Annotated in this window: 15 protein-coding genes; 5 read left to right on the top strand and 10 right to left on the bottom strand. The window is 39.1% G+C overall.

Features of this window, described 5'->3' with window-relative positions; genetic code table 11:
- Nucleotides 1-220: 220 nt before the first annotated feature.
- A complete protein-coding gene (locus tag NCWK1_RS25705) occupies nucleotides 221-1,180 on the bottom strand; it encodes an aldo/keto reductase (RefSeq protein ID WP_103126661.1) in 960 nt (319 codons plus the stop codon).
- Nucleotides 1,181-1,259: 79 nt separating this feature from the next.
- Between NCWK1_RS25705 and NCWK1_RS25700 the strand changes: the two genes are divergently transcribed.
- On the top strand, nucleotides 1,260-1,838 hold the full coding sequence (locus NCWK1_RS25700) for a DUF1802 family protein (protein ID WP_103126660.1): 579 nt from the start codon (nucleotides 1,260-1,262) through the stop codon (nucleotides 1,836-1,838).
- A 548-nt stretch (nucleotides 1,839-2,386) separates the two neighbouring features.
- A complete protein-coding gene (locus NCWK1_RS25695) occupies nucleotides 2,387-2,653 on the top strand; it encodes a hypothetical protein (protein WP_015112844.1) in 267 nt (88 codons plus the stop codon).
- A gap of 64 nt (nucleotides 2,654-2,717) precedes the next feature.
- On the opposite strand, the gene ggt is transcribed toward NCWK1_RS25695, so the two are convergent.
- From ggt to NCWK1_RS25665, 6 genes are all read right to left on the bottom strand, one after another.
- On the bottom strand, nucleotides 2,718-4,517 hold the full coding sequence (gene ggt / locus NCWK1_RS25690; protein WP_103126659.1) for a gamma-glutamyltransferase: 1,800 nt from the start codon (nucleotides 4,515-4,517) through the stop codon (nucleotides 2,718-2,720).
- Nucleotides 4,518-4,664: 147 nt separating this feature from the next.
- The gene (locus NCWK1_RS25685) at nucleotides 4,665-5,396 is read right to left on the bottom strand and encodes a phytochelatin synthase family protein (RefSeq protein WP_103126658.1); all 732 of its coding nucleotides are present in this window, start codon (nucleotides 5,394-5,396) and stop codon (nucleotides 4,665-4,667) included.
- Nucleotides 5,393-6,337, bottom strand: a complete 945-nt coding sequence (locus NCWK1_RS25680; protein ID WP_103126657.1) for a glycine betaine ABC transporter substrate-binding protein — start codon at nucleotides 6,335-6,337, stop codon at nucleotides 5,393-5,395. Before NCWK1_RS25680 ends, NCWK1_RS25685 begins: the two co-directional genes overlap by 4 nt.
- Before the next feature lie 5 nt (nucleotides 6,338-6,342).
- Complete coding sequence (locus NCWK1_RS25675; protein WP_103126656.1) at nucleotides 6,343-6,972, bottom strand: ABC transporter permease; 630 nt, start codon at nucleotides 6,970-6,972, stop codon at nucleotides 6,343-6,345.
- Nucleotides 6,969-7,727, bottom strand: coding sequence for an ATP-binding cassette domain-containing protein (locus NCWK1_RS25670; protein WP_103126655.1), 759 nt, complete (start codon nucleotides 7,725-7,727; stop codon nucleotides 6,969-6,971). The genes NCWK1_RS25675 and NCWK1_RS25670 overlap by 4 nt, the downstream gene beginning before the upstream one ends.
- A 291-nt stretch (nucleotides 7,728-8,018) precedes the next feature.
- A complete protein-coding gene (locus NCWK1_RS25665; RefSeq protein ID WP_103126654.1) occupies nucleotides 8,019-10,313 on the bottom strand; it encodes a glycosyltransferase in 2,295 nt (764 codons plus the stop codon).
- Nucleotides 10,314-10,581: 268 nt separating this feature from the next.
- Between NCWK1_RS25665 and NCWK1_RS25660 the strand changes: the two genes are divergently transcribed.
- The 3 genes from NCWK1_RS25660 (at nucleotide 10,582) to NCWK1_RS25650 (ending at nucleotide 13,361) form a co-directional block, all read left to right on the top strand.
- A complete protein-coding gene (locus NCWK1_RS25660; protein WP_103126653.1) occupies nucleotides 10,582-11,049 on the top strand; it encodes a DM13 domain-containing protein in 468 nt (155 codons plus the stop codon).
- A gap of 165 nt (nucleotides 11,050-11,214) precedes the next feature.
- On the top strand, nucleotides 11,215-11,928 hold the full coding sequence (locus NCWK1_RS25655; protein WP_096582904.1) for a DUF4079 domain-containing protein: 714 nt from the start codon (nucleotides 11,215-11,217) through the stop codon (nucleotides 11,926-11,928).
- On the top strand, nucleotides 11,925-13,361 hold the full coding sequence (locus NCWK1_RS25650; protein ID WP_096582902.1) for a sensor histidine kinase: 1,437 nt from the start codon (nucleotides 11,925-11,927) through the stop codon (nucleotides 13,359-13,361). Before NCWK1_RS25655 ends, NCWK1_RS25650 begins: the two co-directional genes overlap by 4 nt.
- A gap of 82 nt (nucleotides 13,362-13,443) precedes the next feature.
- On the opposite strand, the gene NCWK1_RS25645 is transcribed toward NCWK1_RS25650, so the two are convergent.
- The 3 genes from NCWK1_RS25645 to NCWK1_RS25635 form a co-directional block, all read right to left on the bottom strand.
- The gene (locus tag NCWK1_RS25645; RefSeq protein ID WP_245894993.1) at nucleotides 13,444-14,625 is read right to left on the bottom strand and encodes a hybrid sensor histidine kinase/response regulator; all 1,182 of its coding nucleotides are present in this window, start codon (nucleotides 14,623-14,625) and stop codon (nucleotides 13,444-13,446) included.
- 113 nt (nucleotides 14,626-14,738) lie between these two features.
- The gene (locus NCWK1_RS25640) at nucleotides 14,739-15,209 is read right to left on the bottom strand and encodes a response regulator (RefSeq protein ID WP_103126651.1); all 471 of its coding nucleotides are present in this window, start codon (nucleotides 15,207-15,209) and stop codon (nucleotides 14,739-14,741) included.
- 27 nt (nucleotides 15,210-15,236) lie between these two features.
- Nucleotides 15,237-16,124, bottom strand: coding sequence for a sensor histidine kinase (locus NCWK1_RS25635; protein ID WP_245894992.1), 888 nt, complete (start codon nucleotides 16,122-16,124; stop codon nucleotides 15,237-15,239).
- Nucleotides 16,125-16,240 lie beyond the last annotated feature (116 nt).

Genomic DNA, 16,240 nt, shown 5'->3' with positions numbered 1-16,240 from the left:
ACGGAAAGTGACAGAAGAGGGGTAAGTAGGTAAGTATAAATAAACCTAATTATGTAACATAATATAAATGTCTCAAAAGCCTTGCGATTGCTTCACTCCGATTCTCTCCGTTCGCAATGACGTAGTTATAAATTTTCGCCCCCACCTACTTATTAGCTAAATCTCAGAACCCCTACTTCTCAAGAAAGTCTGGGTTCTGGTGTGATGAAGAAATATCAGCTTACCAATTCCACATGACTGGGTTGTTATCAAGGTTATCAGTGACAATCCGCCCGATCGCATCGATTTCGGCAATTTCTTCAACGGAGAGTTTGACATCAGCGGCTTTGGCGTTATCTTTTGCTTGTTCAGGATAACGCGCACCGGCGATCGCATTGGCTTGGGGTTGGGCAATTAACCAAGCTAGTGCTAACTGTGCCAAGGTACAATGATGGCGTTCCGCTATGGGGCGCAGTTTATCTAAAGCTTGTTGAGCGTGTTCAAAGTTTTCGCCTTGAAATAGTTTATTACTAGAGCGATTATCTTCTGGGGCAAATTTTTGACCGCGAGGAAATTTACCAGTTAACAATCCTTGGGCTAAAGGTGAATAAGCCAGGATAGAAATTTGATTTTCGCTACAATAGGGCATAGCATCTTGTTCAACTTGCCGCCAAAATAGTGAATATGGCGGTTGCAAGCTATCGATGCGTCCATATTGTGATGCTTGGGCTAATTGCGCGCGAGAAAAGTTAGAAACACCAATCGCCCTAATTTTTCCTTGCTGTTTGAGATGATTTAAAGCATTCATCGTTTCTTCTATCGGTACGATTTCGCTATTAAACGAACCAGCAGGCCAATGAATTTGATAAAGGTCGATATAATCGGTTTTGAGGTTTTTTAAGGAGCGATCGCAAGCCTCAATCACTTGATCATATTTAAGATGGTTGGAAAAAACTTTTGTGGCATACTGTACTTGGTCGCGCACATCTGATAAAGCTTCGGCTACAATGCGCTCAGAGTGACCTTCACCATAAACTTCGGCCGTGTCTACAGTGGTAATTCCAGCTTCAAAGGCGGCGCGGATAGCTTTAATGGAGTCAGCATCTTCAATTCCTACCCACATCCTTTTACCAGCTTGCCAAGTTCCCACAATGATGGGTGTAATTTCTACGGCAGATGTACCTAATTTTCGCTTTTCCATGATGCTTCTTTAATTCATTTCCCCGGATAGTTTCATACTTTAACGGTCTTAGCGTGAAATTAAATCAGAGTTATAGTAGATGCCGATGAATTTGATTACGACTTTATATGCTCTCAAAGAATGGTCTGTGGCGATAAATGCTTTAGAAAGTGGCAAAACCATTATGTTGCTACGTAAAGGTGGTATTCATGAGCAAAATGGCCGTTTCCAAGTTGCCCATGAGCAGGTTTTACTTTACCCAACTTTTGAACATCAACAGTCATTCCTGCTAAAATCAGAATATGCTGACCTTGTTTGTCCAGTAACTCCTGGTTGGCATCCAGAAACGGTTCGCATTGGCAGTTGGGCGGAAATTACAGATATTTTGCCGATTAGTGAGGAGTCGACTGTTAACGCTTTACTCCCCTTTCATATCTGGAATGAGCATTTTATTTGCGATCGCTTGAAATGGAAACCGCGTCAGCCTTTGTATATAATCCTGTTACGGACTTATAAAATACCCAAGGTTCAAGAAATACCCTATCTTCCTCAATATGGTGGTTGCAAGTCATGGATTGATTTAGCGCAACTAATTAACATCGAAGGTGCAACATCTGTTTTGTCAGATTCGCATTACTCCGCAATAGTCAAGGAAATTCGCACAATTGTTGGTGATTAGAGGTGAGAGGTGAGAGACAATAGCGCCTGTTGTGCTGTCTTGACTCAGCACCCAGCACTCAACACTGATAAATAAATCTTACTGGTGTAACTAGCAAAACAAATAAATTATTATTCAGCCATACGCCCAAAAAGTAACTCTTGCTACATACATTCGCAAAAACCGCAGATACGATCAGAAAATTCTTACCCTCATAACCAGCGAAGTATTGCTGAAAAGGGTTATATTTTTGCGCCTGTAAGCAATGCCGAATCATTATCCGTCATGGAGCTAAAGATATTGACTCATCAACAACTTTTTCATACAAAATCCGCAGCTATTGTCACTTTATGCAAGTTTCAGTGGTTGGGGATGGAGTGATTTTTTCGTGTTGCATCCTCAAATATGGTCTAGAAAAATCTATCTGTTGGCTTACGTAATTTTACTAAACCAATTTGTAGATAAATGGACACATACTAGGGGAATCAAAAATTATCCCAGAAGAGCGATGCAAGGCTTGACAAAAGTCTGCGATTATGCAATTTTAGCTAAACACTAAGGAGTTTGCCATGAATCGACAAATGTGCTGGTTATCTAAGTCTGGCAACGACGGTGAGAAAATTTTATATTTGCAAGTTGAGGCGAATAAAGGTTGGCGACCATACACAGCTTATCCGCAATTTGCAGTACCAGATTATCAAATTCCCGGTGGATCTAAAGGTTGGGCAACTTATCAAAAACTGCTAAAGGCTGGCTGGACATTAGTACCCAGCGCTAGAGCTAATGAGTTTGGTACTCAAGTAGAATACTCAGAATCGATGGTGCAGAATCAATAGTTGCAATTAAAGCATTTTAACAATCCCGAACAACGGCAGTGTTGCGTCAGTAAGTGACAACTGTTTACCAGCCTCTAGGCGAACCTTCACCGCGAGGATCGGCTGCTGCTTCTAAGCTGCCATCTGCTTTGACAGCGATCGCGTTAGCATTACCCCAAGGTGTCTTTTCTTCCTTGATGTTGTGTCCACGGCGGCGTAAGTCTTGCAGAGTTAAAGCATCCAAACCCCAAGGTTCGACGCGCAACTCATCAGGAAGCCACTGATCATGTATGCGTGGTACGGAGACAGCTGCACCAACGTCCATATTGTATTCCAGCACATTGAGAATCACTTGCAATACCTGAGTGATGATTGTGCTGCCACCAGGGGCCCCCACTGCCATGCGGAGGTGATTATTTTCTGTAATGATTGTCGGAGTCATGCTCGACAGCGGAGTTTTGCGAGGTGCGATCGCGTTCGCTTCATTGCCAACTAAACCAAAGGCGTTAGGTACACCTGGCGCAATGGCAAAGTCATCCATCTCATTATTGAGTAAAATTCCTGTTCCTGGTGTCACCACACCAGCACCAAAACCAAGATTAATTGTAAAAGTCAGGCTAACAGCGTTGTGTTGTTCATCCACAACGCAAATATGGCTGGTTTCTGGAGATTCGTAGCGAGTAGCTTGCAACCTTAATAATTTGTTGGGTAAAGGCACAATTTGATTGCTAACTTGTCCAAAACTTTTGAGCGTTTCTGGTGCTACTGGCTTGATTTCTGACGCAGGTTTCGCTACATCCACATTGATTTCTTGACGGCGCTGTTTAGCATAAGCTGGACTAATGAGGGCTTGTACGGGTACTTTGACAAAGTCAGGATCACCTAAATATTGTGAGCGATCGGCATAGGCTATCTTCATCGCTTCCGCCATTAAATGTAAACTATTAGGGTGATGCCATCCCCATGCTTGCAAATCACTGGCACCGATAATGTTTAAAATCTGCAATAGATGAACGCCGCCTGATGATGGTGGTGGCATTGAACAGACTTTAGCTTTGTGAAAACTACCGCAAAGAGGATTTCGCCAGATGGGTTTGTATGCCTTCAGGTCGTCTAAAGTAATTAGACCATGATTTTGCGCCATGTCTGATGCGATCGCACGGGCAATTTTGCCAGTATAAAAACTTTGAGGATTCTCGGCAATGCTTTCTAAGGTGCGTGCTAAGTCCCGTTGTACTAATCTTTCTCCAGGCTGATAAAATTCGCCATTGCGGGTAAATATGCCTCTAGCGGCGGAATTCTGGAGAATTACGGGTTTGCGGTTTTCGTAAACTTGAATTGATCGCCAAGTTAATTGTTTACTTAATATAAAGCCATTTTTAGCCAGTGCGATCGCCGGTTTGACAACTTCCTTCCACGGCAACTTACCATAACGGCGATGCACCTCATACATTCCCGCCACCGTTCCTGGTGTCGCCACCGCCAAATAACCATTCACACTTGCATTCGGACGCACCTTTCCTTGAGCATCCAAATACATATTTCTTGTAGCTTTAACAGGTGCGCGTTCCCGAAAATCCAGCGCTTTCATCTCACCAGTTTTCTCAGAATGCAGCAGCAAAAATCCCCCGCCACCAATTCCCGCCGAAAAAGGCTCAACTACAGATATCGCAAAAGTTGTGGCGACTGCTGCATCAACAGCATTACCACCCTGGCGTAACATCAAAAGTCCCGCCTCACTCGCCAGAGGATGTGCAGATACTACCATCCCCTTTTTACTGCGTAGGGGTAAAGTGGTAGTCGCTGATGCAACTTGGGTGTAACAGAGAACCCCAAGAGAAAAGACAGTAAATACAACCTGTTTAGTTTTAGCAAAGATTTGCATTTTTACACCGTTGTATATTGATATGTCTTAGCCTATCGCTTGATAGCGCAATTATTTATTGAAATTTGCATATATATATAGGACTTATGCAAATCTTTTTCCTCTTTCTTTGCGTACTTTGCGGTTCATTACTTAAATTCCTTGAAATTAAGAAGTTAATTTACTCACTAAAACAAAGCCGCGTGTTTTACCTGAAACTGTATCCTTAGTATTAATCGCCTTCCATAAATCTGCCGCTTTCACCCACACTGGCGGATATTTATAACGAGAAACATCCATAATTAAAAATCTATCTGTCTGCTCATTGTAAGCAGCAATTGGTGAAATATGCCCACCTTTTTCTTGACCAATTTCTTTACGTAAATAGTTAACTATTACAAAATTATTAGGTTGCTTTAAATTTTCAGCTACTAGCTTACGAAACTGTTCTAAATTAGTATCAGTCGCGTGATAAACCTTGACTTGAACATCATAACTAGCAAGTAATCCGCCTAATTGATCTAAAGTCATTCCTCCACGAGCAACAACTTCAGGTGCCAGCAATTTTTTGGTTTTTTCATTGCTAAAAAAGTTTTCTTGCGTAAACACTCTGTAGGGAGAATACTGTGGTGATTCTGGTGCAGTAATACCCAAACTATTTAACACCATGACACTACTAGCAACGCCACAGAATGCTTGATTATTTTGAGTTATAAACTGCATACTCAAAGGAAAGAAATCTTCTCTAGCTCGACTTTGAATTAATAACTTTTCTCCCTCATTGGAATTAAAAGCAATTAAATTATTTGAGAGAGGTAATGTTTGAGAAATAGCAGTACCACTAGAAACACAAAACCAGATAATTGCAGCTTTAAAAGTTATGTTTAACTTAAAACTCATAATCTCTCCAGATAATCACTTTGCGCCTTTGCGTCTTTGCGTGAGATTAAACCTTTAGATTTACGAAACTCACGCACAACTTCTTTAATATCTCGTAATTCACCTTCAACCAAATAATTTAACTGCCGCATTTCATCTGCGGAAATTTTACCAGAAAGTTGAGCGATCGCACCTCTCAACTCCGGGTATTTATTCAACACTGCTTGTCTGACAATTGGTGTAGCTTCGTAAGGTGGAAAATATTGTTTATCATCCTTTAACACAGCTAAACCCAAACGAGCAATTTGTCCATCAGTAGAATTTCCCGCCACCATATCTACCTGTTTTTGTATTAAGGCGCGATATATTAAACCCAAGTCCATAATTTGCGGTGATTTAGAAAAACGCAAATCGTAAGTTTTAGCTAACCCCGGAAAACCATCTTCTCGTTCTAAAAATTCGTAGCCGAAACCGCCGCGCCATTGTGGTGTATATTGTGCAGCCTGCGATAAGGTTTGCAGATTATATTTCTTCGCATCTTCACCACGAATTACGATTGCAAAGGTATTTTCAAAACCTAAACTAGGCATTACTTCCAGCTTAAATTGCTGCAAGTATGCTTGTTTTAATTTCTCGTAAACAACTTTTGGGTCATTTACAGCTTTTTGTTTTAAAATACCAGTAAAAGCTGTACCTGTATACTCGATATACGCATCAATTTTGCCAGCAAGAATAGCATTATGACAAACAAAAGAACCACCTAAACGAGGACGACGAGCAACTTTAAGTTTGGTTGTTTCTTCAATTTGTTGGGCTAATAATTCACCTAAAATATCTTGTTCTGTAAAATCTTTAGAAGCAATAACAATATCACCAGTGGTATTATTCGAGTTGGGGTTACAAGCTGCGATCGCTACAACTAAAGCAAAAGTTAAAATGAAAAATATCAAAAATCTTTTCATTACTTTTATTTAATTTTTAATCGTTTTTCAAACAACCCAATTAACAAATCCGCGAGTAATGCAATTACGGCGGCTGGCACTGCACCCGCTAAAATTAAATCATTATTCACCACTGCAATTCCGCGAAAAATAAACACGCCTAAACCACCAGCACCAATAGCAGCGGCAATAGTGGTAATGCCAATAGCTATAACTGTGGCAACTCTTACCCCAGCTAAAATTACACCCATCGCTAAGGGAATTTCGACTTGTAATAGTAATTCTTTATCAGTCATTCCCATGCCTCTACCAGCTTCAATAATTGCTGGATCTACACTTGTAATACCTGTATATGTGTTGCGAATTATCGGCAGAAAAGAGTATACAGTCAAAGCCACAATTGCCGGAACAACACCAATACCACCAATTACAGGTACAGGAATCAATAACCCAAATAGCGCCAAACTCGGAATAGTTTGTAACACATTAGCTAGTCCCAGAATTGGTTGACGCAGGCGAGGTTGACGAGTAATTAAAATGCCTAAAGGAATGCCGATAAATGTTGCGATTCCAATAGCAATGCCTACCAAAAACAAATGTTCTAGTGTATGCTGAAAAATTTCTGAGGCATACTTAATCAGGAAAAAATCTTTCATAAATTGTCTTGCAGAGAACGCAGACATTCAAGAAATGCTAGGCTTTCTGGATGTTGCGATCGCAGAAATTCCTCCTTTGTACCCAATACTAGCAGTTCTCCGTCATACATCAAACCGATTCTAGACGCTAAAACAAAAGCTTCTTGAATATCGTGAGTGACAAAAACTACTGTCTTACCAAGTTCTTGCTGTAACCGCCGAAATTCCTGCTGCAATTCTAAACGCGTAATTGGATCAAGTGCGCCAAAGGGTTCATCCATTAACAAAACTGGGGGATCTGCTGCTAACGCCCTCGCTACACCTACCCTTTGCCTTTGTCCCCCGGAAAGTTCGTGAGGATAACGCCCAGCAAACTGCACAGGATCTAAACCCACTAATTGCAACAATTCATACACTCGCGTTTTGATTTGTTTCGGTTTCCAACTTTCTAAACTGGGAACTAAACCCACATTCCGTTCTACAGTGAAATGGGGAAATAAACCAGTTTCTTGAATTACATAACCAATCTTCCGCCGTAGTTTAATTTCATCCCATTGATTTGTCGGGATGCTATCAAAAATTACCTCGCCTTTTGTAGGTGTAAAAAGACGATTAATTAACTTCATTGTCGTAGTTTTGCCGCTACCGCTACGTCCAAGTAAGATTAAAGCTTCTCCTTGATAGATAGAAAAGTTGAGATGAGATACTAAATTGCGACGGTTGCGGCTAAAGCTGACATCGCGGAATTCAACAGCAATTTGGCGATTTTGCGACATGGTTGACTGTTGCTAGAGGCTGACTTTACGTTATTATTGCTGATTTTGCTCATAAGTCAAATTTGATTCAGCCATAGAGACTATGTATGTGTTGTCGCGTTAGCCGACGAAGATACACTCATACAAAGTGCCGAACACGCCACATTGCTAATTTTTATTTATGAAAAATCATCTCGAAAATATACATAGAAGACATCATACTGAACTGCCACAAGCTTCGCAACACCCACTGATGGCAAGCATAACTATATTGATGTATCAAATGTTTTTTACCCCACCCTAGCCATCCTCTTATACCTTAGCCACAACAACTGGGCTAACATCAATTTTTCTATCAAAAATAAAGCGGGGTCTCAGCAATATTCTCAACAGTAAGAACAGAGAACTTAACTCTCCTGGGGCATTTTGACGTTTCCATTGTCCGGGACGACAAAATAACATTTCTACTAAACGACGATGTTGATCAAGACTAATTGATTCAAAGTAAACGCGGATAATGGGAAATTCATTAGCAAATCCAGTACTTACAATTTCTGCATTTAGATGTAAATTTTCTTCAGCAATTTTGATTGTTAATGGTTGACTGACAAATAAATTTATGGGTAGTTGCTGAGTTAGTGCTATTTCTGCACCAATTTCCGACATCATTGTGGTAACACCCCAAAAACTTTCCTTACCAATTTTTAACTCGACAACTCGCCGTAGATCAAACCATTCAAATTTATCTGTTTTGGGTGCATCGAGGAAAACTAAAATTGCTGAACCAATCATGAGTAAATTATAGATACTCCATACCCAACCTACCCCCATACCTACAGTTTGTTCAGCCATTGCTGGTACTTCTGTAGCCATATATTGTTTGAATATGCACATACAGATGGTTTGCCACAAACTAATAGCTGTAGCGATAAATAATATAATTAAAGGTGAGGCTAATTTCCAGTTAAAAGTATAGCGATCGCTACTTATTCCTTTGGGTGTGACTTTAAATCCTGTCGAGAAGGGACGCAACAGAGAGTTAATTACTGTCCACGCCACAGGAAAACATAATACTAAAAAATAAATATCTGATAAAAATGCCGAACGAGAATACTTATTCAACCAGGCAAATACTGTGAGATTAACTAAGTAAACAGGCAACCAAAAATAAATTAATTCTGGTAATTTTGCCCGAATCGGAGTAACATTCAAAAATGAATAAGCCAAGGGCATCAACAGAAAAGAAATTCGGGAAATAGTGGCAAACCAACTCAAAAATCCTCCCAAATGGGCTAATCTTTGTGTCAAACTAAATCCCGGAACGATTAGCGGATTAGACTGAATAAACAGCCCTTGAAGTGTACCTTGCGCCCAACGCAGGCGTTGCGTTGCATAAGCAGCTATATTTTCGGCGGCTAAACCTGCACTGAGTAATTCATTTAAATAAATAATCCGATAACCATAAGCAGCTAAATTAACTCCTGTAAAGTAATCTTCTGATAAAGATTCGGTGACAAAACCACCAGTTTTTTCTAATGCAGTGCGGCGCACAACAAAAGAAGTACCTGCACAAATGGCACTTTCTGCACCATCTCGCATCGACTGAATATGTCGATGGAATATTTCTTCATCGGGAGTAAGAATATTTTCTAAGCCTAGATTTCGGGCTATGGGGTCAACATTATAAAAGCTTTGTGGGGTTTGGACTATCGCTATAGTTTCATCCTGAAAAAAGCCCACAGTACGAGTCAAAAAGTTTTTGGTAGGAACAAAATCTGCATCAAAAACAGCAATTAGTTCACTATTAGTTTGGGTGAGAGCGTTATTTAAGTTTCCGGCTTTGGCATGTTGATTATTTGCTCGGCTAATGTATTGACAGCCAAGTTCTGCTGCTAGTTCTCGTATTTCTGTGCGCCGATTATCGTCCAAAAGATAGATGTTTTTTTGAGAATATTCTATAGCTTGACAACCAATAATCGTACGCCGCACAATAAATTCTGGTTCATTGTATGTAGGAATAAAAATATCTACAGATGGCATAAAATCTCCATTGCTCACCGCAATGGATTTTTCATCTGCTTCCCGGTGACGCTCTTTAATATTTAACATTAAAAATAGTTCAATTAAGCTGCTAGAAATCATTACAATCTCTAAAGCAAATAGCCCCAAACTAATTGCACCATTTAATGGATCTGCAAGGTTAAGGGTAGAGAGCGATCGCCATAATAAATACCGCAAAGTTAAGATAATTAATATGCCGACTACTAACCGCTGCGACCAAACTCGCGGCTGAGGTGAAAGTTTCATCACGACAAACATTGTGATGAGCAATGCCAATGTTAGTGAAAGTAAATATTTATTATTTACCATTGGCGCTTCTAACCACATTGGCGGATTCATTTGCCAAATATAAATTTGAGCAAAAAATCCATCAATTGTCATCTCACCAGCAAACCAACCTGCTACGAGCAAACCAGATAAGATCACAATGCTCAACAGCATTAGCGCCACTAGGCGAAAGATAAAAACTCTTTGATTAATAAGATGATCAGAATACCTCTGTTTCTGATTCAAAAGATTAAGTCTGGCAATTTCACGTTTTTGCACTTGATTAATCTCCTAAATAACTAAATATTTTAACTTATTTAGATGAAAATATTATATAGTCTATTGACGATGCTCACCCTCAAATATTAGATAAAAAAATCAATTTTATAGCTAATTTCTGGATAAATAAGTTTAAAATTAATGAGATTAAATTCTGATAAAAATGGCTGAACTAAATTTTTAACTAATTCTCAGCTTAATTTAATATTCATCATCACAGACAGCTATAAATTTTCCTCATATACATATATTTGAGGATGTAAACACTATGAAATTTAATAGTTTCGCTATCCTTAGTATGGTTGTAACTGTTAGCCTAGGCTCTATTAAAGAAGTCACTGCATATCAGACACCCCCTTCAATACCTGTTGCTCAAACTGCAATTACTCAAGTGGCTGCTGCTGTAGGTCAGTCTGCTTTCTTTCGCCGTGGAGAACACGCAACGAAAGGAAAAGTCAGTATTGTCACAAGAAATAACACCAGATATTTGCAGTTTGATCGCAATTTTAGTACCAGTAGCGGCCCTGATGTATATGTGATTTTACATCGCTCTGCTGCACCCCAAATCTATGGTTTAAAAAGAAAAGATTATGTTTTAATTGGTCGGTTGAGACGATTTAATGGTAGTCAAAGCTACGTTATACCAAGAAATCTACAATTGTCTGGATATAGATCAGTAGCAGTTTGGTGTCGCAAATTTAATGCTACTTTTGGTTATGCCAGTTTAGGTGGTTAATTGAAAAATCAGTCAGAATTCAGAAATGAGAATCAAGATGCTCATGGAGTCGCCAAGTCCAAATTATCTGGTATTCAACCCATTTATTCACTACTTCCAAGAAAATTCTGAATTCTGGCTACTGATGGATATATTCTGTTTTGATAGTTATAATACAAAAAAATTATGGAAATAGCAGATTTTCTTGGGCTTTTACATCCGGCGATCGCAGTAATTTTTGTCTTTCCTTTGATTGGCAATGTTGTGAATTTTGCTTGGCAAACACGTCAACGTCGTTTGCAAAATTTAACTGAAAATAAAAGCAAAATTCCACCTGTAGTTGGTAAAGAACATAAACAGTTAGGTGATTGGTTAACCAGTGCCGTTGTTGGGCTAACATTAGTCGGGTTAGCCTATCCTATTGGTAAAAATATTATCAAAAAGCAATTATGGAATACTGCTAATTTTCAAGTAATTTTTATCATATTAATGTTTGTGGCGACTATTGCTTCTTTAGTGTTACTTTATCAAGCAAAACAAAAGTTATGGCGAGGGATTTTTGCTACTTTAACGGGTGTTGGTTTAGTAGTTCTAGGCTGTCAAGATGGTGTTTATCGCCTGACTAATGAGTGGTACTGGTCACACTACTATATTGGTATTACCGCATCACTACTGATGGTTTTTTCTTTGGCAATTGTGCAAGATATTTATAAGTCTCATCGCTGGCGCTTAATTCATACAATATTAAACTGTGTTGCTCTTTTACTGTTTATTGGACAAGGATTAACAGGTACAAGAGATTTATTACAAATTCCCTTGAGTTGGCAGGAACCTTATATTTATCAGTGTGATTATGTTAACAAAACTTGTCCAACACCAACCCCTCAAGCACCGAAGTGAATCAAATTCAGAAAATTTTTCGCACAATTGATCCTTTTTCACTACGCGTTCGACTCACAATTGGAATTGCTGCGGTTTCGGCTTTAGGATTAGGTAGCCTAGCTATCTGGACAAGCTGGAAAATGCAGCAATTTTTAATTAGTAGTTATAAAACTAATATTCAACAAATTACCCAACATTTGCCTTATTATGTAGAACTATATACTGAAGTTTTACCTGAAGAAAATGGGCTGCAAAAGGCAATTAATAATTTAAGTACAGCAAATACATATTTGTGGGTCAAAAATTCCACAAATCAAATAATAGCTCAATCAGATAACTTAAATAAATTACCCAAAAAAAAAGTATCTGAATTGATGGATTTAACTCAGACATCAATTAAACCCATAGCCCAAGAAATGGGTAAAAGCTACTTTGTAATGTGTGGTAGTACTTTGAGATTACAAGGTCAGAGTGTGGGAACATTATTTGTCGTCCAGGATGTCACTCAAGAACAAAGTATGTTTTTAGTGATTGTGCAGAGTTTGGGGATTGGCAGTGTTGTCACTATTACAATTATTTCTGTGGCGATCGCATTTTACATCAAACGTTCCCTGCAACCCTTACGTCAGTTAAGTCAAATGACAGAAGTCATTTCTATTGCAGACTTAGGACAAGCGCAACTTTATTTAGATAAAGCACCCAGCGAAGTTAGAGAATTAACTCAAACTTACAACATGATGTTATCGCGTCTGTTCCAATCTTGGGAGCAAGAGCGACAATTTGTCAGTAATGTATCTCATGAATTACGTACACCCCTAACCATCGTACATGGCTATTTGCAAAGCGTTTTGCGACGGCAAAACAACTTAACTGAAGTTCAACAAGAAGCTTTAGCCACAGCCGCAGCTGAAGCTGAACGTACCATTCGGCTGTTACAAGATTTGCTCGATTTAGCCAGGGCGGATAGTGGTAATTTGCTATTTCGCCTAGAACGTTGTTTGTTAAATGATTTAATCTCAGAAATTGTGGTCATGGCGAAAACTTATAGCGATCGCCAAATTACAATAGAATCAACTAACCAGCCCATTGAGGCCAAAGCTGACTACAATCGCCTCAAACAAGTTTTACTCAATTTAATCGATAATGCCTTTAAGTATTCTGATCCAACAACTTCTGTAACTATTAAGTTTTATCAACAAGTAGACCAAGCTATCATTCAAGTTTGCGATCGAGGTTATGGTATTCCTTTACAACATCAATCCCGAATTTTTGAGCGATTTTATCGCATAGATGAAGCCCGTACTAGTTCCACTGGTGGCTGTGGTTTAGGACTATCCATTGTGAAAACTTTAGTTGAGGGGATGAATGGAAATGTAACGGTGCGATCGCGTTTAGGTGAAGGGAGTATATTTACAATTACCTTATCTGCTTATTTATCAAGCTCTAGCTAATAACTATTAATATTTTTTGATTTATAAATTATTTTACACTGACAAATAATAACCTTAATTACTTTACTTTATTTGTAGCCAATTATTTACTTTCAGCATGATAATTTAACGGCAGTCTTACTATTACCGTAGTTCCCATATTCTGCTTACTTTCTATACTAATTTCACCACCATGTAAATCTACACACTTTTTCACCATAGCCAGCCCTAAGCCTGTTCCTTGAATTCGCCGCGCATTACTAGCTCTGTAAAAAGTTTGAAATAGATTTATTTGGTCTTTTTCAGGGATACCAATACCCTCATCCCGCACCTGAAAAACTACCATATCTTCTCCACAATCTAAATTAAACCAGACATTACTTTGTGGCGGAGAATATTTAACAGCATTAGAAATTAAATTAGTTAAAATACAATACAGTAATTCCTCATCCATATAGCTAATGTTGCATTTTCCTACATAGTTAAAGATAATATTCTGCTGACCAACCGCCTTCATTTGCAGAACATCTGTGATTTCTTCACAAAAACTAATTAAATCTAAAAGTGCAGGTTTATATTCTAATTTAGCAGCCTCACTTCTGCTCAAAAACAACACTTCATCGAGTAGCTGAAGCATGTGATTAATTGCATCTTGCACACGTTCAAAATAGAAATTTTTTCGCTCCTCATTCAAGTTATTTTGATGTTGCAGTATATCCATAGCAGTCCTAATTGTAGTCATTGGGTTACGAAACTCATGAGAAACCATTGCCACAAAATTAGACTTTAGCTCATTGAGTTGTTGTTCTTTAGCTAATGCTTGACGGCTAATTTCTTCACTCTCTCTTAACTTATTCAGAATTTCTTCTCGTTCAATTGCATAGCGAATAGCACGTACTAATCGCTGGATAGTAATTTGGTCTTTCACTAAATAATCTTGAGCGCCTTCTGCTAATGCTTGCATAGCTAATTCTTCATCATCAATCCCAGTTAAAACCACTACAGGAATATCTGGTACTACGGCTCGATATTCTTTTAAAGTATCTATTCCCACCGAATCAGGTAATCCTAAATCTAACAAGACAACATCAAATTTATCTTGTTTGAGAGTTGCACTTTCCCAACCATCTTTTAAGTGTTTCTGATTCACTAAACTTAACTCTATTGCTTCAGACAATCTTTCAACATGCAATATTTTTAATTCCTGTTGATAGGCCTGTAAAAATATTTGATGCAGTAGCTTGGCATCACTAAGACTATCTTCTACCAAGAGAACTTGAATCATTATTTTTTGCATAAAATATATTTATGTAAACTTGCCCAATAATCATTTGATTTTTTCATTGTGAAAACAATGCTCAATCATAATTCATATTGGACAAATAGAAAAAGACATTATTAAATTGATGAATCTGGTGGAAGCGTGACCGCTGCTAACCAAAAATCTTTAATTAACTGCACAGCTTCAATAAACTGGTAGATATCAATGGGTTTTGTGACATAGCAATTAGCACGGAGATTATAGGAACGTAGTATGTCTTGTTCATCTGTTGAGGTAGTCAGCACAACAACAGGAATACGTTTTAGGCTGGGGTCAGATTTAACTTCCGTCAGGACTTCCCGTCCATCCATCCCTGGTAAATTCAAGTCGAGTAAAACCAAATCTGGACGAGGCGCATCAGCGAACTCTCCTTGCTGGCGGAGATAATTCATTGCTGTTTCACCATCTTCTACCCAGTGCAAGTTGTTGGCAATTTTGGCATTGACAAAGCCTTTCATAGTGAGGTTAGCGTCACTAGGAGAGTCTTCAACTAGCAAAATTTCCACACACCGACATACCTGACCATTTTCGATACTGTTATTAACCATATATTACATGTCTTTATCCAAAATTTTTCAGGTAACTGATTCATGAAGAGTAAAGTAAAAAGTTGTACCTACCCTTAGCTGAGATTCAGCCCAGATGCGACCATTATGGCGTTCAACAATTTTTTTACAAATAGCCAAACCAATACCTGTACCCGGAAATTCTCGACGGGTATGTAGGCGACGGAAAATTTCAAAAATCCGCTCAAGATATTGGGATTTAATGCCAATACCGTTATCTTGGACTGAGAACAACCAAACATAGTGCTGAGTAAAATCTTCTTCCCCTACTCCCATACTCTTCTCCTGCCTCACTGCACTAATATGAATTTGTGGTGGCACATCTTTGCGGCGAAACTTGATAGCGTTACCAATCAAATTTTGAAATAATTGTACTAGCTGAGTTTTATCTGCGAGTACGTTAGGTAATGGGTCATGAGTGATGATAGCTTGACTTTCGGCGATCGCCATCTGTAAATTACTCAGAACTTCACTAAGTACAACATTGCAGTCAGTCGATGTAAATGCTCGACCCCGTGTCCCTACACGAGAATAGGCCAGCAAGTCTTGAATCAACTGCTGCATTCGTTTCGCACCATCAATGATGTAATCTAAATATTCTTGGGCAGACTCATCTAGCCGTTCTTGATATTCTTCCACTAATAGTTGGCTATAGCCTGTGACAGCCCGTAATGGTTCTTGCAAATCATGGGAAGCCACATAAGCAAACTGTTCTAATTCTTGATTCGAGTTCCTCAATTCTTCGTTCAGCTTTTGTAATTCCGCTGTACGTTCCTGCACTTTAATTTCTAATTCGGCTTTCGCCTGTTGTAGTGCGTCCTCTGCTAGTTTGCGCTCTGTAATATCAGTGTGAGTCCCTATCCACTCTTGAATCTCGTTATCACCAGGAGCGGTCATGCGTGCGCGCGCGGCTGTTGAGTCCGCCTTGTAGCGAGCCGAGCACCGCAGGGGAATCAGGGGCGAAGAGGCGCCGCTGTTTGAGCGCAGCGGGTTCGGCGCCGTCCCCTGATTCC

Origin of the sequence: Nostoc cycadae WK-1, from assembly GCF_002897135.1 — a bacterium.
Taxonomy (GTDB): domain Bacteria; phylum Cyanobacteriota; class Cyanobacteriia; order Cyanobacteriales; family Nostocaceae; genus Nostoc_B.
The sequence above is the reverse complement of the archived record's forward strand: the minus strand, read 5'-3'. Positions and strand labels throughout refer to the sequence as shown.